This is a genomic window from Nocardiopsis lambiniae, from assembly GCF_031845465.1.
Lineage (GTDB): Bacteria > Actinomycetota > Actinomycetes > Streptosporangiales > Streptosporangiaceae > Nocardiopsis > Nocardiopsis lambiniae.
Genome location: NZ_JAVREP010000025.1, coordinates 36,310 through 61,155, shown reverse-complemented (window position 1 = coordinate 61,155; position 24,846 = coordinate 36,310). Strand labels below are relative to the sequence as shown.

Sequence of the window (24,846 nt, the reverse complement as noted above, 5' to 3'; positions counted from 1 at the left end):
CGTCCCGGACACGGGGCCCTTGGCGGGGGGCGGGAGCCGGGGCGGTGGGCGTGCGATGACGCCGGTTCCCGACCACGGGTCGGGGGCACGGGTGCGTGCGGGACATCACCCTACGCCACCTCGTCCCATTGTGCGCATATTCACTCCGGTCCGTACCGGTGGTGGCATATCCGCGCATTCACCGCCTAAGGGTGCCGATCACCAAAATCCGGCGTGCCCCCGAACGGCCGTGAACATGAAAGAAGCGCGCCCGGGCTCATGGCCCGGACACGCTTCCGTACGTGCCTCCTAGAGCATGTCCGCCAGGAAATCGAAATCCCCTCCGGCGGCTTTCTTCAGCCTTCGGCGCTCGCGCTCGGAGAGTCCCCCCCAGATACCGAAGCGCTCATCGTGTTCGAGCGCGTATTCCAGGCACTCCGCACGCACCTCGCACGACTGACAGACCTTCTTGGCCTCCCGGGTCGAGCCGCCCTTCTCGGGGAAGAACGCCTCCGGGTCGGTCTGCGCGCACAGTGCGCGTTCCTGCCAGCCCAGATCCTCATCCGAGCCGTGCGCCAGCGGGATGATCTCGCTCATGCGCACCTCCTGTTGCCCCCCGTAGATGTACCCGGCCCTTTTCGTCCCCCAGGCCGGGCGGAATCCCACCTTGGAATTACACGCGGACGCAGCGCTACTCGTCAAGCGCCCTACGTGGTAATCCACTGAATATCATGTAACGAAGTGCCGGCGACACTCGCTTCATGTCCGTTCTGTGGATTACCACGCAATTCACGGCGTTCCAAGGTGACGGGGGGCCGAGAGCCCTCGCGGAGGGCTCAGCGCTGGCCCTCTCCCCCGTACCAGCCCTGCTGACCCCCGGTCCCACCCTGTCCTTGCTGGTCAGAGCCGTATCCCGGGGTCGATCCGTACTGGCCGCCGTAGCCGCCGCCGGTCTGGTCGGTCGTTTCCGTTCCGTTGTTCTCACCGGAGTTAAAGAACGGGTCAACTCCGCTCTCCGACCCCGCGGACGGCGGCTGCGCCTGCTGACCCTGCTGCTGGTACCAGCCGTAGTTGATGGCGTCCTGGGCGGCCTGCTCACCGGAGGGGGCCGCCTGCTGGTCGCCGCCCTGCGGGGCGTACTGGGACGGGTCGTAGGACTGGCCGTAGCCCTGCTGGGCGCCGGTACCGTACTGCTGCGCCTGGGCCGGCTGACCGTAGGCGTCGTACCCCTGCGGCTGCGCCTGCTGGGCCGAGGGGTCCGTCCCGTAGGCCGCCTGCTGGGCCGAGGCGTCGTAGGCCTGCTGACCGTAGGACTGGGCCGAGGCGTCGTAGCCCTGCTGCGCGGAGGCGTCGTAGCCCTGCTGGCCGTAGGCCTGCTGTGCGCCGGTGCCGTACTGCTGGACCGGCTGACCGTAGGCGTCGTACCCCTGCGCCTGCTGACCCGAGGCGTCGTAGGCCTGCGGCTGTGCCTGGGCCGCCGCGTCGTAGCCCTGCTGGCCGTAGGCCTGCTGTGCGCCGGTGCCGTACTGCTGGACCGGCTGACCGTAGGCGTCGTACCCCTGCGCCTGCTGACCCGAGACGGCCTGGGCGGGGTCGGCCGCGGGCTGGCCGGTCGCGGTCGGGTCCTGGGCCGGGTAACCGGGCTGGGCGTAGGACTGCTGGGCACCGGTCTGCGGGTAGCCGCCGTAGGCGGGCTGCTGCGGCGCGGCGCGCGGCACCAGGGTCGGGTCGTTGAACACCTTGAGCAGCGCGAAGGCGAAGATGCCCAGCACCGCGCCCTGGCTCAGGGTGCCCAGGAGGTTCCCGAAGCCCGCGGAGGCCCCCAGCATGAACCCGGCGATGAGGTTGACCAACGCGAAGAGCAGCCCCACCCCCGAGAGGATGAGGGCGATCAGCACGATCGGGAAGGCCGCGGAACGGGTGCGCTCGGAGGTCAGTACGAGGGCGACGGCCACGGCGAGCAGGATCACCACGGACAGACCGAAGAAATGACCGCTCGCACCGAGCATCGCCGAGGCGAAGGAACCCGGGTAGGCGGAGCCGGAGATCAAACCGATGAGACCCGCCAGCACCGAGGCGCCCACGGCACCGATCAGGACCCAGGCCGCGGGTAGGCGCAGGCGTTCCAGTGTTTCGTTGTTCAAGGGAGATTCCCCTCTGCTGCTTCGTCGCCGCCCTCGTGAGAGGAAGAGTGGCAATATCGTCGGGCTGTCGGATGGAATCGGCCCGCCCCGGCTCGTGAACGTGGGGACACCGGAGGACCGGGCCGAAAAGGTGGGACGGCGGCCACGGTACCGAGGTTCGGCGGATCGGCGAACTCCCGGTACCGGAACGGTCACGCCCGGGTCGCGCCCACGGTGGGGCAGACGACCCGTACATGCTCCCAGCCTGCCAGACTTGGACGCATGCGGATAGTCGTACCGGCCGGAGGTATCGGCGGAGCACGCTTCCTGCGGGGCCTGAAGGCCGCGCTCGGAGTCGACGCGCCGACCCCCGGGGAACAGAGCACAGACGCCATCACCGTCATCGGCAACACGGGTGACGACATCACCCTGTTCGGACTGAGGATATGTCCTGATCTGGACACTGTGATGTACACCCTGGGCGGAGGGATCGACGAGGAGCGGGGCTGGGGCCGGGCCGAGGAGACCTTCACCGTCAAGGAGGAGCTGGCCGCCTACGGGATGCGCCCCACCTGGTTCGGACTGGGCGACCGGGACACCGCCACCCACATCGTGCGCGCGCAGATGATCGCCGCCGGATACCCGTTGTCGGCGATCACCGAGGCCCTGTGCGACCGCTGGCGGCCGGGGGTGCGGCTCCTGCCGATGACCGACGACCAGGTCGAGACGCACGTGGTCATCGAGGAGGACGGCAAGCGCCGTGCGATCCACTTCCAGGAGTGGTGGATCAGGTACCGGGCGTCGGTGCCCGCGCTGAGCATCGTCGGCGTGGGCGCGGAGGACGCCGCGCCCGCCCCCGGGGTGCTGAAGGCGATCGCCGAGGCCGACCTGGTCGTGCTGCCGCCCTCCAACCCCGTGGTGAGCGTGGGCTCCATCCTGAACGTCCCCGGGATCCGGGAGGCCATGGTCGACAAGACGGTGGTCGGCGTCTCCCCCATCATCGGCGGGGCACCGGTGCGCGGCATGGCCGACGCCTGCCTCACCGCGATCGGGGTCGAGACGAGCGCCGGGGCGGTCGCCGCCCACCTGGGCGCGGACCTGCTCGACGGGTGGCTGGTGGACGAAGCCGACGCGGGCACCGAGGTCGAGGGGATCGAGGTGCGTTCGCGTCCCCTGTACATGAGCGACCCCGCGGCCACGGAGGCGATCGCCGGGGCCGCGTTGGACCTGGGCCGGGAGCTGGCCGGGCGCAAGGGCGGCCGGGGATGAGCGCCGGGGTGCGGGTACGCGGGCTGGCCGGTGTTCCCGAGGTCGCCGAGGGCGACGACCTCGCCGCGTTGATCGCCGAGGCGGTCGCGGCGTCCGGAGAGCCCCTGGCCGACGGGGACGTCCTGGTGGTCACCTCCAAGATCGTCGCCAAGGCCGAGGGACGGCTGCGCCGGATGGACCGGGAGGCGGCGATCGACGCCGAGACGGTGCGGGTCGTGGCCCGCGCCGGGCGGACCCGGATCGTGCAGACCCGCCACGGCCTGGTGATGGCCGCGGCCGGGGTGGACGCCTCCAACGTCGAACCGGGCACCGTGCTGCTCCTGCCCGCCGACCCGGACGCCTCGGCCCGCGCCCTGCGCGCCGGACTGCGCGAGCGGCTGGGGGCACGCGTGGGCGTGCTCGTCTCCGACACCTTCGGACGCCCCTGGCGGGTCGGACAGACCGACGTGGCCATCGGCGCGGCCGGGGTGACCCCGGTACAGGACCTGCGGGGCTCGGTCGACACCCACGGCAACCTCATGGAGGCGACGGTCAACGCGGTCGCCGACGAGATCGCCGCGGCCGGCGAACTGGTCAAGGGCAAGACGAGCGGGGTCCCGGTCGCGGTCGTGAGCGGCCTGACCGGGGTCGTCACCGAGGAGGACGGACCGGGGGCGGCGGCCCTGGTGCGGTCGGCCGACGCCGACCTGTTCCGCTACGGTTCGCGCGAGGTGGTGCCGGCCCGGCGCACGGTGCGCGCGTTCACGGACGACCCGGTGGACCCCGAGGCGGTGCGCCGCGCGGTGGCGACGGCGATCACGGCGCCCGCCCCGCATCACACGACGCCGTGGCGGTTCGTGCTGGTGGAGTCCGCGGAGGTGCGCAAGCGTCTGCTGGACGCGATGCTCCAGGCCTGGGTGGCCGATCTGCGCGGCGACGGGTTCGACGAGGCGGCGATCGCGCGGCGCACGCGACGCGGCGACGTGCTGCGCGGCGCCCCTTACCTCGTGGTGCCGTTCCTGGTGCCCGACGGGGCGCACGCCTACCCGGACGATCGGCGGGCCGACGCGGAGCGGACGATGTTCCACGTGGCGATGGGCGCCGGTGTCCAGGGACTGCTGGTCGGGCTGGCCGTGGAGGGTCTGGGCTCGGCGTGGATCTCCTCGACGATGTTCTGCCCCGGTGTGGTGCGCGAGGTGCTGGAGGTGCCCGCGCACTGGCGGCCGATGGGAGCGGTGGCGGTGGGCCACGCGGCCGAGCCGCCCCGGGAGCGGCCTCCGCGCGATCCGGAGGACTTCATCGAGGTCCGTTGAGCCGAGTCGGGCCCGTCGACCACAGGTCGGCGGGCCCGTCCGTCTTCCGGAGGCCCTCGACGGGCGACCGCGGCCCGGCCCTCCCCTCCGCCGCACCGGAAGGCGCCCCCGAGCCGGGGCCGTGCGGTGGGCGGCGGTGCCGTGCGCGGATCGGGGCCCTGAGCGCGCCGCGCCGGGAGGGCCGTACCCACCGGGTCCGCCCGGCGCGGGAGAGCCGGGATCCGGTCCTCGGTGAGAGGAGGAGCCGTCCGTAGCACGAATGAACTCCGGGCGTCCTTCACGTTCCCAGAGGGGAACCCGGTACCGAATGAAACTGAAAGCTTTCCTTCCCATTCCATTGACGCGTGAGTAAGGCAACTCTAAAGTTTCTTAACAATTCAACCCTCCGACCTTCGTCTTCCCCGCTCGACGGAAGGAAACCCCCCGACCATGAACCGTCACCGAGCCCGCACCCCCCGGGCGAAGGCCCTCTTGGCCGGGGCGTTCGCGGCACTGACCGCCGCGCTCGCCATCGGCGCGACCCAGCTCTCCCCCGCCTCCACGGAGGTCCACAACGTGGCGAACGAGGAGAGCGCGGCGCAGCAGAACGGCCAGTGGCTCACCGGTTACTGGCACAACTTCGACAACGGCTCCACCGTGATGCCGCTGTCCGCGATCCCCTCCGAGTACAACCTCGTCGCCGTCGCCTTCGCCGACAACCACCCGAGCCTCGACGGCGGCATCACGTTCAACCTGGCCGGTGGCGAACTGGGCGGCTACACCGACGCGCAGTTCCGCGCCGACATCGCCGCGATCCAGGCGGAGGGCCGCAAGGTGATCATCTCGGTCGGCGGCGAACTCGGGAACGTGATCGTCTCCAACCCGACCCAGGCGCGGAACTTCGCCGACACCACGTACGCGTTGATGCGGGACTACGGGTTCGACGGTGTCGACATCGACCTCGAACACGGCATCAACGCCCAGTACCTGACCGACGCGCTGCGCGACCTGCACGGGCAGGCGGGCGACGACCTCATCATCGCGATGGCACCGCAGACGATCGACTTCCAGGCCCCGAGCATGGGCTATTACCAGCTGGCGTCGAACATCTCCGACATCCTCACCATCGTCAACATGCAGTACTACAACTCCGGCACGATGATGGGCTGCGACCAGAAGGTCTACGCCCAGGGCACGCCCGACTTCGTCGCCGCGCTGGCCTGCATCCAGCTGGAGATGGGGCTGGAACCGAGCCAGGTCGGCCTGGGCCTGCCCGCGGTGCCCTCCGCCGCCGGCGGCGGATACATGGCCCCGAGCCAGATCGTCCGCGCCCTCGACTGCCTGGAGGCCGGGACGAACTGCGGGAGCTTCTCCCCCGACACCCCGTACGGCCCCATCGGCGGCGTGATGACCTGGTCCATCAACTGGGACGCCACCAACGGCTACGCGTTCGCGAACACCGTCTCCGACCGTCTCGCGAGCGGCCCGGGCGGCGGCGTCCCCACCGACCCGCCCACCGAGCAGCCCACGGAGCAGCCCACCCCGGACCCCGGGGACTGCACCGCCCCCGCGTGGAAGAGCGGCGACGTCTACACCGGCGGCAACGTGGTCTCCCACAACGGTTCCGAGTGGCGCGCCCAGTGGTGGACGCGGGGCGAAGAGCCCGGCACCACCGGCGAGTGGGGCGTCTGGCGCCTCGTCGCCGCCTGCTGACCCTCCCCTGACCGGGCCGCCCGGCGACCGCCGGGCGGCCCGCCCCACCCCTTCTTCTCCACACGCTCCCCCCGGCCCCCGCGCCGGCGGGGTCCTCTGTCGTGCCCTCACCCGGGGCCGACGCATCCCCCGAGAACAACGAGGAAGGTCCCATGTCCGACACCCGACCCCGCGGTGGGCCCGCACACCGGGCCCGTTCCCTCGGAGCGGCCCTCGCCACCCTGGCACTGGCCGCCGGGGCGCTGTTCACGCCCGCGGTCGCGCACGCCGCACCGGCGGAACCCGTCGCCTCCACCGACGCCGAGTGCCGACCCGACGGCCTGTACCCGACCCCCGGCGTGGACGTCCCCTACTGCGACGTCTACGACACCGACGGCCGCGAGAAGCTGCCCAACGACCTCGACCGACGGGTCATCGGCTACTTCACCAGCTGGCGCAACGGCTCCAACGAGCAGCCCGAGTACCTGGTCGACGACATCCCCTGGGACCGGATCTCCCACATCAACTACGCCTTCGCGCACGTGGGTCCGGACGACCGCGTGTCCGTGGGCGCCGACACCCCCGACAACCCGGCCACCGGGATGACCTGGGAGGGCCTGACCCCGGACCCGGAACTCGACTACGAGGGCCACTTCAACCTGCTCAACACCTTCAAGAAGGACCACCCCGGGGTGAAGACCCTGGTCGCGGTCGGCGGTTGGGCCGAGACCGGCGGGTACTTCGGGCCCGACGGCGAGCGGGTGGACAGCGGCGGGTTCTACTCGATGACGACGACCTCGACGGGGGTCAACCACGCGGGCATCGAGACGTTCGCCGACTCGGCCGTGGAGTTCGTGCGCGAATACGGGTTCGACGGGCTCGACATCGACTACGAGTACGCCACCTCCAACAACGGCGCGGGCAGTCCCGACGACTTCTGGATCTCCGACGCCCGGCGCGGCCTGCTGTGGGAGGGCTACGAGGAGCTGATGCGGGTCCTGCGCGAGAAGCTCGACGAGGCCTCCGCAGAGGACGGCACGTACTACCAGCTCACCGCGGCCGTCCCCGCCTCGGGTTGGCTGCTGCGCGGCCAGGAGGTGCACCAGGTCGTGCAGTACCTGGACTTCGTCAACATGATGTCCTACGACCTGCACGGCACCTGGAACCACTTCGTCGGCCACAACGGGGCGCTGTACGACAGCGGCCTGGACCCCGAGTTGAGCGCGGTGTACGGGGCCTACAACGGCATCGGCTACCTCAACGCCGACTGGGCCCACCACTACTTCCGGGGCGCCATGCAGGCGGGCCGGATCAACCTGGGCGTGCCCTTCTACACGCGCGGCTGGAAGGACGTCCAGGGCGGCACCGACGGACTGTGGGGCACCTCCGCGCTACCGGACCAGACACGGTGCCTGCCGGGCACCGGCGTCAACACCCCCTGCGGCAACGGGGCCGACGGCATCGACAACCTGTGGCACGACAGCGACCCGGTGACCGGTGGCGAGATCCCGGCGGGGGCCAACCCGATGTGGCACGTCCTCAACCTGGAGAACGGCGTGGTCGGCGACTACGTGGACGACTACGGGGTGGACGACGGGATCGTCGGAACCTACGAGCGGCACTGGGACGACGTCACGAAGAACGAGTGGTGGTGGAACGCCGAGACGCGCACCTTCCTGTCCGGTGACGCCGATCGAACCATCCAGGCCAAGGCCGACTACGTGGCCGACACCGGTCTGGGCGGCATCATGATCTGGGAGATGGCGGGCGACTACGACTACGACGAGGACGCCGGGCAGTACGTCATGGGCGACACGCTCATCACCTCGCTGCACGAGACCCTGAGCGACGCCGGCCCCTACGGCGCCCGCAAGGCCGAGACCGAGGCCCCGGCCGAGGTCCTGGACGTGGACGTGGAATTCCACGAGTTCGCCCTGGGCGACAACAACTACCCCATCAACCCCAAGGTGACCATCACCAACAACTCGGCCGCCGAGATCCCGGGCGGCTCGAAGATCACCTTCGACTACGGCACCTCCGCCCCGGGCAACATGGGAGACCAGTCGGGGCTGGGTCTCACCCACCTCCAGATCGGGCACTCGCGGTCGGACAACATCGGCGGCCTCGACGGCGACTTCCACCGGGCGCGGATCACCGTTCCGGGCTGGCAGTCGATCCCGGCCGGCGGGACGTTCACGTTCAACCTCAACTGGCGTCTGCCCATCGCCCAGCCCTCCAACTGGCGGGTCGAGGTGGGCGGCACCGAGTACGCCATCACCTACGACCACCCGCGCGAGGGAACCGTGGTGGACGGTCCCGACGACGGCGGGCCCGGTGGAGAGGGGCCGGGCGACGGCGAGCCGGGCGACTGCACCGCACCGGCCTGGAACGCCCAGAGCGTCTACACCGGCGGGAATCGGGTGAGCCACGACGGCCGCGAGTACGAGGCGCGCTGGTGGACGCAGGGCGACCAGCCGGGCACCACCGGCGAGTGGGGCGTCTGGATCGACCGAGGGTCCTGCTGACCCCCGGCCGCGCGCGGGGGCCCGCCGGCCCCCGGACCCGCTCCGCGCGGCCCTGAGGGGAGGGGCGGGGGCACCATCACGGTGCTCCCGCCCCTTCGCCGTTCCCGGCTTCGGAACACCCTCGGCGCCACGGCGGGGCGGGCCTTTCGACGTCCTCCGGGTCCGAGGCGGACACGGCCGCCCCGAGGTCGGACCCTCTCAGACGAGGGGCAGGGATCTGCGCAGGATGCTCGGGGCGACGCCGTCGCAGGCCTCGGCCACGCGGCGGCGCTCCGCGGAGGCCTCACCGTAGAGGGTGGTGCGCTGGCGCAGCGGCCGACCCGTGGGCTCCACCAGGGCGCGGATGTCGCTGATGGTCTTGTACGACCCCTGCCCCGAGCCCGCCATGCGGCTGATGGTCTCCTCCATCAGGGTGCCGCCCACGTCGTTGACGCCGCCGCGCAGCAGGTGGCGGCAGGTGTCCTCGGCGAGTTTGACCCAGGAGCACTGGATGTTGTCGATCGATCCGTGCAACAGCAGGCGGGCCAGCGCGTGCAACGCCCGGTTCTCGCGGACCGTGGGCCCCGTGCGGGCCAGGCCCGCCAGGTAGATGGGCGCGTTGGTGTGCACGAACGGCAGCGGCACGAACTCGGTGAACCCCGGCCGCCCGTTGCGCTCCAGGGAGCGCTCTTGGAGCGAGCGCAGCAGTTTGATGTGCGCCACCCAGTGGTGGGGCGAGTCCACGTGCCCGTACATCATCGTGGACGTGGTGGGGATGCCCAGGTCGTGGGCGGTGGTGATGACCTCGATCCACTCGCTCGCCGGAAGCTTGCCCTTGGTGAGGACCCAGCGGATCTCGTCGTCGAGGATCTCGGCGGCGGTACCCGGGATCGACCCCAGACCGGCCTCGCGCGCTCGGGTCAACCACTCGCGGATCGGCAGGTTCGTGCGCGCCGCCCCGTTGACCACCTCCATCGGGCTGAACGCGTGGACGTGCATGTCCGGAACGCGCTCGCGGACGGCGGCGGCGATGTCGAAGTAGGCGGTGCCCGGCAGGTCCGGGTGGATCCCGCCCTGCATGCACACCTCGGTGGCGCCCGCCTTCCACGCCTCCTCGGCCCGGTCGGCGACCTGGTCGAGGGAGAGGGTGTAGGCGTCGGCGTCGGTGCGGCGCTGGGCGAACGCGCAGAACCGGCAGCCGGCGTAGCAGACGTTGGTGAAGTTGATGTTCCTGGTGACCACGAACGTGACGTCGTCTCCGACCGCGTCGTGTCGGATCCCGTCGGCCAGGTCCGCCAGGGCCTCCATTTCGGGCCCGTCGGCGTGCAGCAGGGCCAGGGCCTGCTCGTCGGAGAGCCCCGCCGGGTCCTTCTCGGCGGCGCGCAGGGCCTCGGCGATCCGCGGGTCGAACCGGCGGGGCAGCGCGCCGTCGCGGTCGACGCCCTCGCGCAGCGACTCCCAGTCGCCGTAGACCGAGTCGAAGTCGCCGCGACGGTCCCCGGTACGCCCCTCCGTGTCGACGGCCGTGTACAGGTCGGTGCGCCCGGTGGGCGCGAGGACCGCCTCGGGTTCCTGCCAGGGACGGCCCACCAGGGGCGCGTCCTCGCGGGCCAGGCCGGTCTCCGGGTCCACCAGGGCCTCGACGTGCGCCCGCAGGCGGGGGTCGAGCCAGGGCTCCCCGGCACGGATGTACTCGGGGTAGACGGTGAGCCGTTCCTTGAGGGTGAACCCCTGGGCGGCGCTGCGGGCGGCCAGGTCCTCGATCTGGGGCCAGGGGCGTTCGGGGTTGACGTGGTCGGCGGTGAGCGGGGAGACCCCGCCCCAGTCGTCGATCCCGGCGCGCAGCATGAGGGCGTACTCGTCACGGCCGCCGTGCTCACCGTCGATGAGGTTCGGTGGGGCCTGGATGTGCGTTTTAGGGCCCGTGATCAGCCGGGTGACGGCGATGGTGGCGGCCATCTCGTCGAGTTCGGCGTCGGGCCGGTGCATCATCGGGGTGTCCGGCTTGGCGCGGAAGTTCTGGACGATGATCTCCTGGATCCCGCCGTGACGGCGGGCGACGGAGCGCATCGCGAAGATGGACTCGGCCCGGTCCGCGAGGGTCTCGCCGATGCCCAGGAGGATGCCGGTGGTGAAGGGGACGCTGGAGCGGCCCGCGTCCTCCAGGGCGCGCAGGCGGACGGCGGGGTCCTTGTCGGGGCTGCCGTAGTGGGCCTGCCCCCTCTCGGTGAACAACCGCCGGGAGGTGGTCTCCAGCATCATGCCCATGGACGGGGCGACGGGCTTGAGTCGCTGGAAGTCGGCCCAGGTGAGCACCCCGGGGTTGAGGTGCGGCAGGAGTCCGGTCTCTTCGAGGATCATGATGGCCATGGCGCGCACGTAGGACAGGGTGTCGTCGTACCCGTGGGCGTCGAGCCATTCGGCGGCCTGTTCCCACCGGTCCTCGGGTCGGTCCCCGAGGGTGATGAGGACCTCCTTGCAGCCCGTCTCGGCGCCCCGGCGGGCGATGTCCAGGACCTCGTCGGGGGACAGGAACGGGGCCGGCAGCCGGCCGGGCACGGTGGCGAACGTGCAGTAGTGGCAGCGGTCGCGGCACAGGCGGGTCAGGGGGACGAACACCTTGCGGCTGTAGGTCACGACGCCGGGCCGGCCGGCCGCCTCCAGGCCCGCGTCACGGACCCGTTCGGCGTACCCCAGGAGGGTGTCCAGGTCCTCGCCGCGGGCGTGCAGGAGCACCTCCGCCTCGGTGACGTCGAGGGTCTTGCCGTCCCGGGCCCGGGCCAGGGCCCGACGCATGGCGGACGGGCTCGGGGCGGGGTCGGATTCGTTCGCACCGGTCATAGGGGGCACCCTACGCCCCGGGGGTTCCGGAACCGTCGACCGCGTCACCCCGATCCCGCCGCCCCGGCCCCGCCGTGACGACGCGGTCACGCCGGGCGTCCGGAAGGACGGCGTAGGGTCGGCGGAGGAGATGTGAGGAGGGACCGGGTGCTCTCTCGGCTGCGCCGTGACCCCTGGGTACGGTTCGCGCTGTTGGTCCTGGTGTGCGCGTGCGCCGGATGGGCGTTGCGCGGGCATTGGGAACAGGCGCGCGACGCCGCTTCGGCGCTGCCCCTGTGGACGCTGCCGGTGGCGGTGCTCTCCGGCATGGCCGGGTTGACCGCGCAGATGCTCGCCTGGCGGGCCCTGTTGGCGGGGTTGGGATCGCCGTTGTCGGTGCCGGTGGCGGCCCGGGTGATGTTCGTCGGCCAGCTCGGCAAGTACCTGCCGGGGTCGGTGTGGGCGTTCGTGGCCCAGGTGGAGTTGGCCCGCGACCGGGACGTGCCCCGGGTGCGGGGGACCGCGGCGACCCTGCTGGCGGTGGGTGTGACGGTGGCCGCCGGCCTGGCGGTGGCGGGTGTGGCGTTGCCGCTGTCGTCGGTGGAGGCGGCCCGGACCTGGTGGTGGGCGTTGGCCCTGGCCCCGCTGCTGCTCGCGGGCCTGCACCCGCGCGTCGTGCGGTGGGGCGTGCGTCTGGTGGCCCGTCCGTTCGCCCGGTTCCGAGAGGTGGCGGAGGCCGGTCCGCTCGACATCGGCGGGCGGGCGATGGCGGCGGCGCTCGGGTGGACCCTGGTGGCGTGGGTGCCGCTGGGCCTGCACCTGTGGTTGCTGGCGTGGGCGGTGGGCGGCGACCCGTGGGGGTCGCTGGCCCCGGCGGTGGGCGCGTACGCGCTCGCGTGGACGCTGGGACTGCTGGTGGTGTTCGCCCCGGCCGGGCTGGGGGTGCGCGAGGCGGTGCTGGTGGTGGCCCTGGCCCCGGTGGTGGACGCCGGGGCGGCGCTGGTGGCGGCGGTGCTGTCGCGTCTGGTCATGACGGTCGCCGATGTGGCATGGGCGGGGTTGTCGGTGCCGCTGTCGCGGCTGGGGGGCCGCTTGGTGGACGCGGACGGGTCCCGGTCCGGACCGTCGTGAACCCCTTTGCGGGGATCGGGCTAACACAGGTAGAAGCACGTCCCTGGCGTCCCCACGGATTGGACCCCCCATGCCCCCTACCGCCTCCTGGGCGCACGGGCCCGAAGGAGCGGAGAGCGACGCGTCGGTCGTCCGCCGGTCACTGCACGAACCCACCGACTTCGGTGAGATCTTCCGCCGGCACGCACCCGCGCTGCACCGCTACGCGGCCCGAAGACTGGGCCCCGCCGAGGCCGACGACGTGGTCGCCGAGACCTTCCACATCGCCTTCCGCAAGCGGCACCGCTACGACCCGGCGTACCCCGACGCACGCCCCTGGCTGTGGCGGATCGCCGCCAACCTGATCCGCCGGTACCACCGCACCGAGACCCGCCACTACCGCGCCCTGGCACGGACCGGCGTCGACCCGGTCCTGGAGGGGCACGCCGACCGGGTGGAGGCACGAGTGGACGCCGACTCGGTCTCGGCCTCCCTGGCCGCCTCCCTGGCCGGACTGTCCAAGGGCGACCGCGACGTCCTGCTGCTGATCGCCTGGGGCGAGCTGACCTACGAGGAGGTCGCCTCGGTGCTGGGCATCCCCGTGGGCACCGTGCGCTCGCGGCTCCACCGCGCCCGCAAACGCCTGCGGGCCGACCTGCCCGCGTCCGCCGTCGACCACGAGGAGGTGACCCGGTGAACGAGCTCGACCACCTGAGGACCCTGAGGTCCGAGATCTCCGAACGCTCCCCGGAGGAACTGGCGCTGCTGACCGGCTGGCGGCCGGGCGGCGAAGGCCTCCGGTCGGTGCGCCGGCCACGCATGCTGCCACTGGTGCTGAGCGGTGTCGCGCTGGTCGCGGCGGCCACCGTGTTCCTGGCGCTGGTGGTGTTCCCGGGTTCGCTCACGGTCGGTGTGGGCCCGGCCACCGACCCCTCCGAAGAGGCGACCGAGGGCACCGTGGGGGCCGATCCGCTCGACACCATGGGGCCGCTCATCGAGAAGATCGGCGCCCAGGAGCAGACCGGGACCGTGTGGTACACCAGCGTGGAACGGACCGAGTCCATGGGGGTGGGGCCGGAGGACGACCCCTACGCGATCCTGTACCGGAGCCCGGCCGAGTACTGGCGGGACACCACCTCCTGGCAGTCGGTCGGCCGGCCCCTGGGCAACAGCTGGGAACTGGCCTCCGAGGGGCAGCGCGCCGCCTGGGAGCGGGACGGCTCCCCCCAGCGGTGGACCGAGACCCTGTACGGGGAGGAGATGGAGATCCCCCGAGAGTTCCCCCTGGAGCTGGGCGAACCGTACGAGGACCGGTACACCCCGGTCGGGGACCGCTTCCTCGCAGAGGGCTCGGACGTGTTCGACCTGCCCGCCGATCCGGACGGGCTTCGGCACGAGTTCGGCCTGGGCACAACGGTCCGCCCCGGCAACGAACCCCTGCTCCCCTACCACGACGCCGCCGTCCTGCCGGCATCGCCTGAGGTGCGGGCGGGGATCTACGCGATGATCGCCCAGGCCCCGGAGGCGGTGCCCTTCGAGGGCGAGGACGTTCTGGGGCGCCCGGCGGTCGGCATCTCCCAGACCGCCGGGGAAGGCACCTCGGGGCGGTTCGAATACCGGCTGCTGTTCGACCCGGAGACCGCGATGCCGCTCTCCTACGAGACGATCGTCATCGAGCCTTCGACGTCCCATGCGGCCTGGCGGCGGCCGGGCGAGCACACTCGGTACGTCGTCTACGAGGAGATGGGCTGGACCGACGACTGGCCGCTGTAGGAAGCCGGTCGGGGCCCGGGAGCCGCGCGGTGGACGGCGCGGCTCCCGGGCTCAGGCCGCCAGCAGACGGTCGACGTAGTCGGCCCAGAAGGGTTCCGGGTCGACCGGGCGCACCCCGGCGCGGAGCCGTTCGGGAGCGCCGGGGGCGTAGAAGCGGTCGAGCGCGCGGGCCAGGTCGTCCACGTCGCCCGGGGCGCACAGCAGGCCGTCGACGTCCTCGCGGACGTGGTCGGCGAGGGCGCCGGCCCGGGTCGCGATGACCGGCAGTCCGTGCTCGTGGGCCAGCCACACGTTCTGGCTGGCCGTGGCGGTCCGGTAGGGCAGCACCACGGCGTCGGTCGCCGCGTACAGCCCGGGCAGTTCCTCGGCGGGCACGTACCCGTCGCGCAGCCGCACCCGGTCGGCGAGTCCCAGCTCCCCGGCCAGCGCCGCCTGCTCCGCGGTCCCACCCCAGAACTCCCCGGCGACGGTGAGGGTCACGTCGTCCGGCGCCCCGGCCGCCAGGGCCCGCAGCAGGACGTCGACGCCCTTGTAGGGGCGGACGATGCCCAGGAAGAGCAGGTTCCGGCGCTCTCCCGGCGCCGGGGGTACGACGGCCCCGGTGGCGGGCAGGTGCGGGGGCAGCGCCGCGGTGACGGGGGCGTCGAACCCGGCACCGCGCATCCCCTCCGCCAGGCCGGCCTGCTCGTGGGAGTGGGCGAGCACCCCGTCCACCCGCCGCAGCAGCGCCCGGACCAGCGACACGTCCACGGCACGACGCTCGTGCGGCAGCACGTTGTGGCACAGTGCCACGACCCGGGTGCGTTCACCGCCCGCCGACCGCGCCCCCGCCAGCACCCCGAGGTAGGCGGGCACCTGCACGGGTGAGAACAGGGTGAGCACCACCAGGTCGTTCTCCCGGGCCAGCCGCCGCCCGATCCGCCACCATCCGTCCGGTCGGTACCAGGCCAGGTCGCGACGGGTGTCGGGGTAGGGCTCCCCCTCGGGCTCGTCGACGGTCTGCGTCCCGGGGTAGAGCGCCGCCGGGTACTGGGCCCGCCACGACTCGACCACGGTCGGGTGGCCGGCCGCCCGAAGCCGGTGCGCGAGTTCGGTGGTGTGCCGGGCGCCGCCGCCCTTGTACGGGTGGGCCGGGCCCACCAGGGCGACCCGCACGGTGCTCACGCCCCGTTCCGGGAGCGCACGATGAGGTCGGCCAAGAGGGCGAGCGCGGCGATGATCAGCCCCGTCATGAGGATCATGACGGTGTTGTTGGGCATGTACAGCGGGTTGCGCACCTGGTCGAACACGAACTTGGCGACGCCGACGCCCAACAGGGTGAGCGCCGGGGGCATCAGCACCTTGAGCGGGTTGAAGTACATGACCATGCGCAGTACCTGGAGGATGTAGCGGTAGGCGTCGCCGACGAAGTGGAACTTCGACTTCCCCGCCCGCTTGGCGTACTCGATGGGCACGTACCGCACCGGGTGCTGGTTGGACAGGAACGCCAGGGTGATGGTGGTGACGCAGGAGAACCCGGGCGGGAGCAGCCGCAGGTAGGGGCGGGCGACGTCGCGGCGGAACACGCGCAGGCCGGAGTTGAGGTCCGGGATGCGGGTGTTGGTGAGGCGTTCGGCGATCTTGCGGATGATCCACTTGGCGGGCACCCGCAGCGCCTTGTGGCTGCCCATCTCCTGGGTGCGGGCCCCCACCACCTGGTCGATCTCCGGGTCCTCTTCGAGCAGGGCGACGAGTTCGGGGATGCGTTCGTTGGGGTAGCTCATGTCCGCGTCGGTCCACACCACGAACTCGCCGCGGGCCCGCTGGCTGCCGATGCGGCGGACCGTCCCGGAACCGCCGTTGTGGCCGAACGCGATGATCCGCATGTGCGGGTGGGCGGGGGCGGCCTCACGGAGCCGTTCCAGGGTGCCGTCGGTGGAGGCGTCGTCGACGGCCAGAAGTTCGTACCCGTAGTCGGACGCGTCCATGGCCGCGCAGATGCGCTTGACCTCGTCGACGACGTGGTCCTCTTCGTTGTAGCAGGGCAGGACGATGGTGACCCGCACCGGTGGGTCGGCGGCCTCGGCAGAGGGGGGTACCGGAGCCGAGGGCTCTCCGTCGGGGGTGGTGGGCGACGGGCGGGCCTCGGAGCGGAATCGGGCGTCGTCGTGTGTCTGGCTCATACGTTCTCTTCAGCGGGTGGGGACGGGGATGGGACGGGGGCCGGGATCAGGGGTCGGGGACGACCGTGATCCACACGCTCCCGACGAAGCTCCAATGACCGGTGGGGGGTGCCATGAGCGTACTCGGATCCATCTGCGCGACCACGTGGAAGGGGCGGTCCGGTTCGCTCTCGGGGGCCAGGGAGGTCAGCTGGTCCCAGTCCTCGGAGGCGAGCACGGCGGTACGGTCCCGCTGGTGGATCCCCGCGACGACGCGGTCGACGTTCTCCGGTGTCGCGTCGTTCAGGGCGGCGGTGGGCACACCACAGACGTTGCGCAGCAGCGGCATGTAGTTGCCCGCCATCCCGGAGTCGACGACGATCACCGAGGCGTCGTCGGGTAACGCGGCGCACAGGCGTTCGGTGGCCGCCACGGTCCCCACGTCCTGCCGGTACCCCATGATCCCGGCGAAGGAGGTGATGGCGGTGGGGCCGATCATCGCCACGGCCGCGCCGGCGGCGACCACCACCGGCAGCGCGCGGACCGGCGAGGCGTCCCTCTCCGCACGCACGGCGATGGCGCAGTAGCGGGTGAGCCAGGCCAGGAACCAGACCGCGAACAGCACGAACGCGGGGATCACCAGGACGATGAGACGACGGCTGGCCCACGGGTGGTCGGGGGTGATGGCGGGGCGCATCAGGGTGGTGGCCACCGACCACACCAGCAGCATGGCGGGCAGCAGCCACTGGGGGTCGCGCCACGACGTGAGGCGGCGCAGCACGAGGGCCACGCCCAGCGAGGCGAACAGGACGGTGCCCAGCCCCACGTACCAGCCCACCCAGTACAGGCTCATGTCGTAGTAGGTGCGGCTGCCCTCGACGGGCAGGCCCTCCCGGGACTGGACATAGGCGACCCAGCCGTCGGTGAAGTCGCTGCCGTGGCCGTGGTCGGGCCAGAGGAGGGGGCGGATCGCGAAGCCGACCATGGTGAGCAGGGCCAGGGCGGCGACCGTGTTGGGCAGCCACCGCACCCGGTCCGTGTGCGGCGGCCCGTACCGCCACAGGACCGCGGTACCGATGACGGCGGCGAGGATGACACCGCCGCTGATCATCAGCAGCGGGTCGAGGGAGTCCGACAGGTACTCCAGATAGGGCAGGGACAGGCCGTACCCGGCGTACAGGCCCAGGCCGACGCCCAGTGCCAGGCCGCCCAGCAGGGGCAGCGCCTGCCCGCGTCGGGCGAGCAGGAGCAGGGCGATGAACCCCACGACGGGCAACAGGTCGCGGATCGCGTCGATGCGGACCACCAGTGCCAGGCCGAGCACCAGGCCGGCGATGCCCGCCAGGGTCCGGTCCCGCGACCAGCGGTCGGAGATGTGCGTGCGCCGGACCAGGGAGTCGTAGGCGAGGACCAGCCCGCCGAGCAGGAGGATCTGGGTGACGGGCTCGCTGTAGGTGAACCGACTCACCCACTGCTGGGGCAGGCACAGGGCCAGGACCAGGGCGGCCAGGGGGGCCCAACGGGCGCCGACCAGTCGGGCGGTGAGCCCGGCGAAGGTGAGCACGCCCAGCGCGCCCAGGATCGGGGTGACGACGAGCATGCCGTCGAGCCCTCCGATCCAGTACCCGATGGCGGTGATGAGGGGGGCGCCCGCCATGAACTGGGGCCAGATGGCGTCGCCGCGTTCGTAGTGGGCCAGGCTCTGGTAGCTCAGCGCGGGGTCGTTCCCGGCGATGAGGTCGCGCTGCTGCGGGATCGGCAGGTACCCGTTCTCGGCGATCCACACCGTGTACATGGCGTAGGAGGCGGGGTCGCGGCGGATGACCAGGGCCTCGGCGTGGTAGGCGATCTGCACGATGGCGAAGGCGACCGTGATGACCAGGACCAGGAGGACGGGCCACCAGGGCACGTCCTCGTCGGGGTCCGGGATGAGCCGCGGCACCAGCGCACCGGCCGCGATCACGGCGGGGGCCCCGAGGATCAGGGCGATCCAGGGGGTGAACAGGCCGAGTGCCAGAAGGGGGAAGGCAACCAGGAGCCAGGCCGAGACGGCGATCGCGGGCAGCGCGGTGACACGGGCGAGGAATCGTCCGGGAGGCAAACGCATGAGGCCACTGTGTCACTTCCCGTCACCCCGACGCACACCCGGCGGGGGTTCGTTACGGACCCGCCGCCTCGGGGCCGCGCACCGCGATCGGCGGCCCTCCCGCCTCCCGTGTCACCCACCTCCCAGAGCGGAACACCTAGAGTGTGGGCCATGTCCGAAACTCCCGCGCAGCTGTGGCGCGACCTGGTCGCCGCCGATCCCACCCGCCCGTTCACGACCTCCTACGACGCCTCCGGCGGCCGGGTGGAGCTGTCCCGGGCCACGTTCGACAACTGGGTGTCCAAGACCGCGAACATGCTGGTGGACGGGTTCGGGGCGCAGCCGGGCGACCGGGTGGTCCTGGCCCTGCCGGTGCACTGGCAGTCCCTGGTGTGGCTGACGGCGTGCTGGTCGGTCGGGGCCATCGCCGAGATCGCCACCGGACCGGACCTGCCCGAGGGCGCCCTGGTCGCGGTGGCCGACGCCGACCGGTTGGAGGCCGCCCTGGACAGCGGCGCCGAGGAGGTCGTGGGCACCTCGTTGCACCCGTTGGGGCTGCCGCTGCGGGAGGTGCCGCCGATGGTGCAGGACTACTCGGTGGAGGTGCGCGCCCACGGCGACCGTTTCTCCCCCTACCCGGTGGACCCGGGGACGCCGGCGCTGCGCGTGGACGCGGACCGTTCGGGTGCGGACCTGGTCGCCGACGCCCGGTCCCGCGCGGAGCGGTGGGGGTTGACCGACGCCGACCGGATGGCGTTGTTCGCGGCCTCCGACGAGCCGCTGCGCTCGCTCGGCCAGGGCGCCGAACTCCTGCTCGGGCCGATGGCCGCGGGCGCGCCGATCGTCCTGACGCCGTTCCCGGCGGAGACCGACGCGGAGTCGGTCCGGAAGCGGTTGGAGTCGGAACGGGTCACCGTGATGGCGGCCGGTGGGGGCGGGACCGTCTTCGGCGACCTCCCCTTCCGCCGGATCTCCCTCACGGACTGAGCGCGGTCACGGAGGCCGGCCGTCCGGGTTCGAGGAGGGGTCGAGGGCCCCTCGGGGACCCGGGGACGACCGTGGGCGGCCCTCCCCGCCGATCGCGCCTCGTGTGACGTGCGGCGGACGGTGCCCCGCGCGACGCACCGTCCGCCCTTCCCCACCGGGGAGCCGCACGGCGAGGTCGTGGGTGGTGTCGGGTCCGCTCCGATCCCGGGCCCAGCCACGGTCGACGCGACGCGGGACCGCGGCGAGGTCGTGGGTGGTCATGGTGTCCTCCCGGAGCGGGTCGGGCTCCGTCGTCCCGACCGATTCCGCACGCCTTCCGAGGACCCTGACCGCAGATCGGTGGGTCACCGTGGATCGTCGGCCACGACCACCTCGTTTCCCGCCCTGGGGACCCGGGTCACGGCCCGAGGGCCGGACCGCGCGCGGCGGCCCGGCCCCGGACCCGCCTCACGACTCGCGGTAATAGGCGTCGACGGCGACCCCGCGGCGGGCCTCGTAGTCGTAGGTGTAGACCTCGCGGCCCTCGATGAACACCCGTTCGGCGCGACTCATCACGTCGAGCGGGTCGCCGGACCACACGACGACGTCGCCGTCCAGTCCCGGCTTGAGGGAGCCGACGCGGTCGGACAGGCCCATGATCTCGGCCGGGTTCACGGTGAGGGCGCGGATCGCCGACACCGGGTCCATGCCCTCCTTCACGCACAGGGTGGCCTGGTGGATCAGGAACTCGATGGGCACGACCGGATGGTCGGTGGTGAGGGCCACCTTCACCCCGGCCCGGTCCAGGATGCCCGGATTGGCCAGGGTCTTGTTGTTGACCTCGACCTTGGACCGGTTGGTCATCAGCGGACCGGTGATGACGGGGATGTTCCGGGCGGCCAGTTCGTCGGCCAGCAGGTGGCCCTCGGTGCAGTGGTTGACGATCAACCGGTACCCGAACTCGTCGGCCAGTCGGATGGCGGTGTGGATGTCGTCGGCCCGGTGGGTGTGCTGGCACCAGGGGAGTTCACCGTCCAGGACCCGGACCAGCACCTCCAGGGTGTTGTCCCGGTCGAAGGGCTTGTCCTCGGCCTCGGCCTGCGCCCGCTTGGCCTTGTAGTCCTGGGCCTTGGTGAAGGCGTCGCGGATGACGGCGGCCACGCCCTGGCGGGTGGAGGGGAGCTTGTCCTTGTTGCCGTAGACCCGCTTGGGGTTCTCGCCGAGCGCGCTCTTGACGCTGGCGGGCTGTTTGATGAGCCGGTCCTCGATGCTGCGGCCCCAGCATTTGATGGCGACCGTCTGCCCGCCGATGGGGTTGCCCGACCCGGGCTTGACCACCGAGCTGGTGACGCCGCCGGACAGGGCGTCGACGAAGCCCCGGTCGGCGGGGTTGATGGCGTCCAGGGCGCGCATGCGGGCGCCGTTGGGGTCGGTCATCTCGTTGGTGTCGTCACCGGCCCAGCCGATGCCCTCCTCGTCGATGCCGATGTGCCCGTGGGCCTCGACGAAGCCGGGGAGGACCCACTTGCCGGAGGCGTCGACGACGGTGGCGCCCTCGGGAACGGTGACCCGGCCGTCCGGCCCGACCGCGGTGATCCTGCCGTCGGAGATGAGAACGGTGCCGCCGTCGATGGGGTCTCCGTCGACGGGTACGACGTATCCGGATGTGATCGCGATATCCATGGCCGGCAACCTAGCCCATGAGGGGACCCCACCCCAAGGCCCGCGGGTGGGAACGCGGCCCCGGGATCAGCCCTCGGGCCACCGCGCGGTGAGGACCTCCGAGTCGGGGGTGAGTTCCACGGTGACCTCCTCGATGGCGTCGCGGACCATGGAGCACCGCGTGACCTGCTCGGGGTCGGTGATCAGCTCACCGCCCTGGGCGGCGAAGGCGTACACGATGGGTGCCCGGTCCCCGTACTCCATGAGCCGGAAGGGGCCGCCCAGTTCCGGGTGCCGGGGCGACTTCTCGGGGATCATGCCCAACCGGACGATGCCCGCCGCCACCAGGTCGGCGAGGAAGTCGCGTTGGGCGTTGAGGACGTCGGCGCCGCCCTGGGGGCGGCGGAGCACGGTCTCGTTGAGGACCACGCGCAGCGAGGGCCCCTCGGGGCCGGTCATCGCGGCCCTCAGGGCCATCTCCTCCTCCACCATGGCCTCGACCTCGGTGTCGGAGAGGTCGAAGTAGCTGGGGCGCAGCACCGCCCACGAGTACTCTCGGGTGCGCAGGAAGGGCGGGATGACCACGGGTTGGGTCTCCCACACCTCCGGAGCGTGGACGGTGAGTTCGCGCAGGTCCCCGAACTCGTTGGGGAACGCCTCCGCCTGGAGGGCGACCGCCCAGGCGTCGACCAGCTGGTGGTCGGTTCCCAGCGCGGTGTCCACCCGTTCGACGAGGGAGCGGGCCGGCCGGCAGCGGGCGCTCTCCACCTCGCCGATCTTGTCGTCGCTCACCCCGACCGTGGCGGCGAGTTCGGCGCGCGAGAGTCCTTTGTCGGAGCGGGCCCGGAGGATCCGCTCGCCGAAGGGGAGCCATACCGCCGAGGGCAATACAGTGTTCACGCCCATCATCCTCTCCCGTCGCCCGGCGGGGCCGAACCTCCTTGGGATCGACACCGCACGGCCCCGTGGGTCGAGCCTCTCCCGGAGCGAGGTGCCCGGTCAAGCGACCGATGGAGTGCGGCGATCCGTGATAAGTCAGTACAAGGTCTGACAATGCCACCCGGCACGTCGAACGCTCCCCCGAAAACAGGAAGATCCCGTGGCCTACCTCTACCTGATGTTCTTCATCGTGGCGCTCGCCGTCTGGGTGTACGCGCTGTTCGACGTCATCGGATCCGATGCCGACGCCGTACGGCTGCTGCCCAAACCCGCCTGGGCGGTGATCGTCCTGCTGCTGCCCAAGCTGGGGGCGTTGCTGTGGTTCGCCCTGGGTCGGCCGCCGCGGGTCGAGGCCGGTCCCGTGCGTCCTTCCTCCCCTTTCCCCGAATACGACCACCCCAACCGGGCCCGGGGCGTGACCCCGGAGGACGACGAGGAATTCCTGCGCCGCTGCCGTGAGCGCGCCGAGGAACAGCGTCGCCGCGCGCGTGAGCAGGCCGAACGCCGCGAAGAGGACGGACCGGAGGAGACGCGGCCCTGACGGGGCGCGGGTGACGGGCGGGGTCGGTAGCCTGAGTGGCGCCCCGCCGTCCCGTCCTGAGAGTGATCACATGCGCCTGTCCACCCTGACCACGACCCTCGTGACCGGAGTCCTCCTCCTCACGGCCACCGCCTGCGGCGACGACGGCACCGCCGCCGACCCGGGCGCCACGGACTCCGCCCCCGCACCGGACGGCGCCGAGGTCCCGGACGTGGACGTCAGCGACGTGGAGGGCGCCACCCTGCACACCGACCGCGGCGACATCACGGTGGACCTGTTGTCCGACGTCGCGCCGGTCACGGTCGCCAACTTCGTCGGGCTCGCCGAGGGCGCCGGACCGGCCAACCCGGTCACCGGGGAACCGGAGTTCTACGACGGCACGATCTTCCACCGGGTCATCCCCGGCTTCATGATCCAGGGCGGGGACCCGGAGGGCGTCGGCACCGGCGGCCCCGGTTACCGGTTCCAGGACGAGGTCGGCACCGGCGAGACCTTCGACGAGCCGGGTGTGCTGGCCATGGCCAACTCCGGTCCGGGCACCAACGGTTCGCAGTTCTTCATCACGGTCGAGCCGACGCCGCACCTGGAGGACAAGCACACGATCTTCGGGTACGTCGCCGACGACGCGTCGATGGCCGTGGTCGAGGAGATCTCCACGGTGGCCACCGGTCCCAACGACAAACCGGCGGAGGACGTGGTGATCGAGTCGGTCACCGTCCACCGCGCCGGCTAGCCGGGATCCCCTGCGGGTGACCGCCGCTACCCGCGCCGCCGCTTGGCCAGGGCGGCGCGGGAGCGTTCCACGGCCGGGCCGATCACCTCGACCAGGGCGTCGACGTCGGCCTCCGTGGAGGTGCGCCCCAGGGACAGGCGCAGGCTGCTGGAGGCGGTGTCGGGGTCCGCGCCCATCGCCAGCAGCACGTGACTGGGCTGGGCGACCCCGGCCGAGCAGGCCGAGCCGGTGGAGCAGGAGACGCCCTTGGCGTCCAGGAGCATGAGGAGGGCGTCGCCCTCGCAGCCGGGGAACGACAGGTGCGCGATGCCCGGTAGCCGCCCGCGCGGGTCGCCGTTGACCACGACGTCGGGGACCACGGCGCGCACCCGCTCCTCCAGGGAGTCGCGCAGGTTTTTCAGGTGTTCCACGTGCTTCTCACGCTCGATGACCGCCAGGTGGACGGCGGTGGCCAGACCGAGCACCAGAGGTGTGGCCAGGGTCCCCGAACGGATGTCGCGTTCCTGACCGCCGCCGTGCAGGATCGGCACCGGGGTCAGTCCGCGCGCCAGCACCAGGGCCCCGGTGCCCACCGGACCGCCGAGTTTGTGCCCGCTGACCGTGAGGGCGCTCACCCCCGAGGCGGCGAAGTCGATCGGTTCCACGCCCACCGCCTGCACGGCGTCGGTGTGGAAGGGGATGCCGTGCTCGGCGGCGACGGCGGCCAGTTCGACGATCGGCTGTACCGTGCCGACCTCGTTGTTGGCCCACATGACCGACACCACGGCGACGGAGTCGGGGTCGCGCTCGATCGCCTCGCGGAGGGTCTCCGGGCGGACCCGGCCCAGGGCGTCCACGGGCAGCGTCTCGTGGATCGCGCCCTGGTGCTCGGCCGTCCAGTGGGCGGGGTCCAGGGCGGCGTGGTGTTCGACCGCGCTGGTGATGACGCGTCTTCGGCGCGGGTCCTCGGCGTTGCGCGACCAGTACAGGCCCTTGATCGCGATGTTGTCCGACTCGGTGCCGCCCGCCGTGAAGACCACCTCGTGCGGAGTGGACCCGAGGGACTCGGCGACGCGTTCGCGGGATTCCTCGACCGTGCGACGGGCGGCGCGGCCGTGACCGTGCAGGGAGGACGGGTTACCGAGGGCGCCGAGCCCGGCCGCCACGTCGGCGACCACCTCGGGGCGGACCTCGGTCGTGGCAGCGTGATCCAGATACACCATGGCCCACCAAGGATAAGCCTCAGGGAAGCACGACC

19 protein-coding genes are annotated in these 24,846 nt (G+C 72.0%); 10 read left to right on the top strand and 9 right to left on the bottom strand.

From position 1 onward, the window contains the following. Positions 1 to 288: 288 nt before the first annotated feature. Complete coding sequence (locus RM479_RS24770; RefSeq protein WP_274808622.1) at positions 289 to 576, bottom strand: WhiB family transcriptional regulator; 288 nt, start codon at positions 574 to 576, stop codon at positions 289 to 291. A 239-nt stretch (positions 577 to 815) separates the two neighbouring features. After that, the gene (locus RM479_RS24765; RefSeq protein WP_311514107.1) at positions 816 to 2,123 is read right to left on the bottom strand and encodes a hypothetical protein; all 1,308 of its coding nucleotides are present in this window, start codon (positions 2,121 to 2,123) and stop codon (positions 816 to 818) included. A gap of 261 nt (positions 2,124 to 2,384) precedes the next feature. Here RM479_RS24765 and cofD point away from each other — a divergent pair, with 261 nt between their 5' ends. From cofD to RM479_RS24745, 4 genes are all read left to right on the top strand, one after another. Further along, positions 2,385 to 3,371: a 2-phospho-L-lactate transferase gene (gene cofD, locus RM479_RS24760; protein ID WP_311514106.1), complete on the top strand. Its 987-nt coding sequence runs from the start codon at positions 2,385 to 2,387 to the stop codon at positions 3,369 to 3,371. Next, positions 3,368 to 4,663 (top strand): coenzyme F420-0:L-glutamate ligase, encoded by a 1,296-nt coding sequence (locus tag RM479_RS24755; RefSeq protein ID WP_311514105.1) that lies wholly within the window; start codon positions 3,368 to 3,370, stop codon positions 4,661 to 4,663. The genes cofD and RM479_RS24755 overlap by 4 nt, the downstream gene beginning before the upstream one ends. A 429-nt stretch (positions 4,664 to 5,092) precedes the next feature. Continuing rightward, positions 5,093 to 6,355 carry a glycosyl hydrolase family 18 protein gene (locus RM479_RS24750; RefSeq protein WP_311514104.1) on the top strand — a complete coding sequence of 421 codons (1,263 nt, stop codon included), beginning with the start codon at positions 5,093 to 5,095 and terminating at the stop codon, positions 6,353 to 6,355. 152 nt (positions 6,356 to 6,507) lie between these two features. Then, positions 6,508 to 8,859: a chitinase C-terminal domain-containing protein gene (locus RM479_RS24745; RefSeq protein WP_311514103.1), complete on the top strand. Its 2,352-nt coding sequence runs from the start codon at positions 6,508 to 6,510 to the stop codon at positions 8,857 to 8,859. A gap of 198 nt (positions 8,860 to 9,057) precedes the next feature. On the opposite strand, the gene RM479_RS24740 is transcribed toward RM479_RS24745, so the two are convergent. After that, positions 9,058 to 11,679 (bottom strand): bifunctional FO biosynthesis protein CofGH, encoded by a 2,622-nt coding sequence (locus RM479_RS24740; protein ID WP_311514102.1) that lies wholly within the window; start codon positions 11,677 to 11,679, stop codon positions 9,058 to 9,060. Between the two features lie 147 nt (positions 11,680 to 11,826). Between RM479_RS24740 and RM479_RS24735 the strand changes: the two genes are divergently transcribed. The 3 genes from RM479_RS24735 to RM479_RS24725 all read left to right on the top strand — a co-directional run bounded on the left by RM479_RS24735 (position 11,827) and on the right by RM479_RS24725 (position 14,541). Next, complete coding sequence (locus tag RM479_RS24735; RefSeq protein WP_311514101.1) at positions 11,827 to 12,789, top strand: lysylphosphatidylglycerol synthase domain-containing protein; 963 nt, start codon at positions 11,827 to 11,829, stop codon at positions 12,787 to 12,789. Between the two features lie 70 nt (positions 12,790 to 12,859). Then, positions 12,860 to 13,465 (top strand): RNA polymerase sigma factor, encoded by a 606-nt coding sequence (locus RM479_RS24730; RefSeq protein WP_311514100.1) that lies wholly within the window; start codon positions 12,860 to 12,862, stop codon positions 13,463 to 13,465. After that, positions 13,462 to 14,541, top strand: coding sequence for a hypothetical protein (locus tag RM479_RS24725; RefSeq protein WP_311514099.1), 1,080 nt, complete (start codon positions 13,462 to 13,464; stop codon positions 14,539 to 14,541). Before RM479_RS24730 ends, RM479_RS24725 begins: the two co-directional genes overlap by 4 nt. A 51-nt stretch (positions 14,542 to 14,592) precedes the next feature. Here RM479_RS24725 and RM479_RS24720 read toward each other — a convergent pair whose 3' ends face one another. Genes RM479_RS24720 through RM479_RS24710 form a run of 3 tightly spaced genes read right to left on the bottom strand, consistent with a single transcriptional unit; the run spans position 14,593 to position 18,789 of the window. Then, a complete protein-coding gene (locus RM479_RS24720; RefSeq protein ID WP_311514125.1) occupies positions 14,593 to 15,696 on the bottom strand; it encodes a glycosyltransferase family 4 protein in 1,104 nt (367 codons plus the stop codon). 5 nt (positions 15,697 to 15,701) lie between these two features. After that, a complete protein-coding gene (locus tag RM479_RS24715; protein WP_311514098.1) occupies positions 15,702 to 16,703 on the bottom strand; it encodes a glycosyltransferase family 2 protein in 1,002 nt (333 codons plus the stop codon). Between the two features lie 46 nt (positions 16,704 to 16,749). Beyond that, a complete protein-coding gene (locus tag RM479_RS24710; RefSeq protein ID WP_311514097.1) occupies positions 16,750 to 18,789 on the bottom strand; it encodes a hypothetical protein in 2,040 nt (679 codons plus the stop codon). Between the two features lie 150 nt (positions 18,790 to 18,939). On the opposite strand from RM479_RS24710, the gene RM479_RS24705 reads away from it, so the two are divergent. Further along, positions 18,940 to 19,755 (top strand): TIGR03089 family protein, encoded by an 816-nt coding sequence (locus RM479_RS24705; protein ID WP_311514096.1) that lies wholly within the window; start codon positions 18,940 to 18,942, stop codon positions 19,753 to 19,755. A 447-nt stretch (positions 19,756 to 20,202) separates the two neighbouring features. Here RM479_RS24705 and RM479_RS24700 read toward each other — a convergent pair whose 3' ends face one another. Continuing rightward, on the bottom strand, positions 20,203 to 21,417 hold the full coding sequence (locus RM479_RS24700; RefSeq protein WP_311514095.1) for an amidohydrolase: 1,215 nt from the start codon (positions 21,415 to 21,417) through the stop codon (positions 20,203 to 20,205). 66 nt (positions 21,418 to 21,483) lie between these two features. Beyond that, positions 21,484 to 22,302, bottom strand: coding sequence for a helix-turn-helix domain-containing protein (locus tag RM479_RS24695; protein ID WP_274808636.1), 819 nt, complete (start codon positions 22,300 to 22,302; stop codon positions 21,484 to 21,486). 193 nt (positions 22,303 to 22,495) lie between these two features. On the opposite strand from RM479_RS24695, the gene RM479_RS24690 reads away from it, so the two are divergent. Together RM479_RS24690 and RM479_RS24685 are read left to right on the top strand one after the other, a co-directional pair. Beyond that, positions 22,496 to 22,876: a PLDc N-terminal domain-containing protein gene (locus RM479_RS24690; RefSeq protein WP_311514094.1), complete on the top strand. Its 381-nt coding sequence runs from the start codon at positions 22,496 to 22,498 to the stop codon at positions 22,874 to 22,876. Between the two features lie 70 nt (positions 22,877 to 22,946). Continuing rightward, positions 22,947 to 23,609: a peptidylprolyl isomerase gene (locus tag RM479_RS24685; protein ID WP_311514093.1), complete on the top strand. Its 663-nt coding sequence runs from the start codon at positions 22,947 to 22,949 to the stop codon at positions 23,607 to 23,609. 26 nt (positions 23,610 to 23,635) lie between these two features. Here the strand turns inward: RM479_RS24685 and RM479_RS24680 are convergent, their stop codons facing one another. Beyond that, positions 23,636 to 24,811: a cysteine desulfurase family protein gene (locus RM479_RS24680; protein WP_311514092.1), complete on the bottom strand. Its 1,176-nt coding sequence runs from the start codon at positions 24,809 to 24,811 to the stop codon at positions 23,636 to 23,638. Positions 24,812 to 24,846 lie beyond the last annotated feature (35 nt).

Excerpts from the sequence above, each read along its gene's own strand:
- cofD (WP_311514106.1), top strand. The coding sequence starts at position 2,385 with ATGCGGATAGTCGTACCGGCCGGAGGTATCGGCGGAGCACGCTTCCTG.
- RM479_RS24745 (WP_311514103.1), top strand. The coding sequence starts at position 6,508 with ATGTCCGACACCCGACCCCGCGGTGGGCCCGCACACCGGGCCCGTTCC.
- RM479_RS24710 (WP_311514097.1), bottom strand. The coding sequence starts at position 18,789 with ATGCGTTTGCCTCCCGGACGATTCCTCGCCCGTGTCACCGCGCTGCCC.
- RM479_RS24705 (WP_311514096.1), top strand. The coding sequence starts at position 18,940 with ATGTCCGAAACTCCCGCGCAGCTGTGGCGCGACCTGGTCGCCGCCGAT.
- RM479_RS24755 (WP_311514105.1), top strand. The coding sequence starts at position 3,368 with ATGAGCGCCGGGGTGCGGGTACGCGGGCTGGCCGGTGTTCCCGAGGTC.
- RM479_RS24685 (WP_311514093.1), top strand. The coding sequence starts at position 22,947 with ATGCGCCTGTCCACCCTGACCACGACCCTCGTGACCGGAGTCCTCCTC.
- RM479_RS24750 (WP_311514104.1), top strand. The coding sequence starts at position 5,093 with ATGAACCGTCACCGAGCCCGCACCCCCCGGGCGAAGGCCCTCTTGGCC.
- RM479_RS24695 (WP_274808636.1), bottom strand. The coding sequence starts at position 22,302 with ATGGGCGTGAACACTGTATTGCCCTCGGCGGTATGGCTCCCCTTCGGC.
- RM479_RS24740 (WP_311514102.1), bottom strand. The coding sequence starts at position 11,679 with ATGACCGGTGCGAACGAATCCGACCCCGCCCCGAGCCCGTCCGCCATG.
- RM479_RS24715 (WP_311514098.1), bottom strand. The coding sequence starts at position 16,703 with ATGAGCCAGACACACGACGACGCCCGATTCCGCTCCGAGGCCCGCCCG.
- RM479_RS24680 (WP_311514092.1), bottom strand. The coding sequence starts at position 24,811 with ATGGTGTATCTGGATCACGCTGCCACGACCGAGGTCCGCCCCGAGGTG.
- RM479_RS24770 (WP_274808622.1), bottom strand. The coding sequence starts at position 576 with ATGAGCGAGATCATCCCGCTGGCGCACGGCTCGGATGAGGATCTGGGC.
- RM479_RS24730 (WP_311514100.1), top strand. The coding sequence starts at position 12,860 with ATGCCCCCTACCGCCTCCTGGGCGCACGGGCCCGAAGGAGCGGAGAGC.
- RM479_RS24700 (WP_311514095.1), bottom strand. The coding sequence starts at position 21,417 with ATGGATATCGCGATCACATCCGGATACGTCGTACCCGTCGACGGAGAC.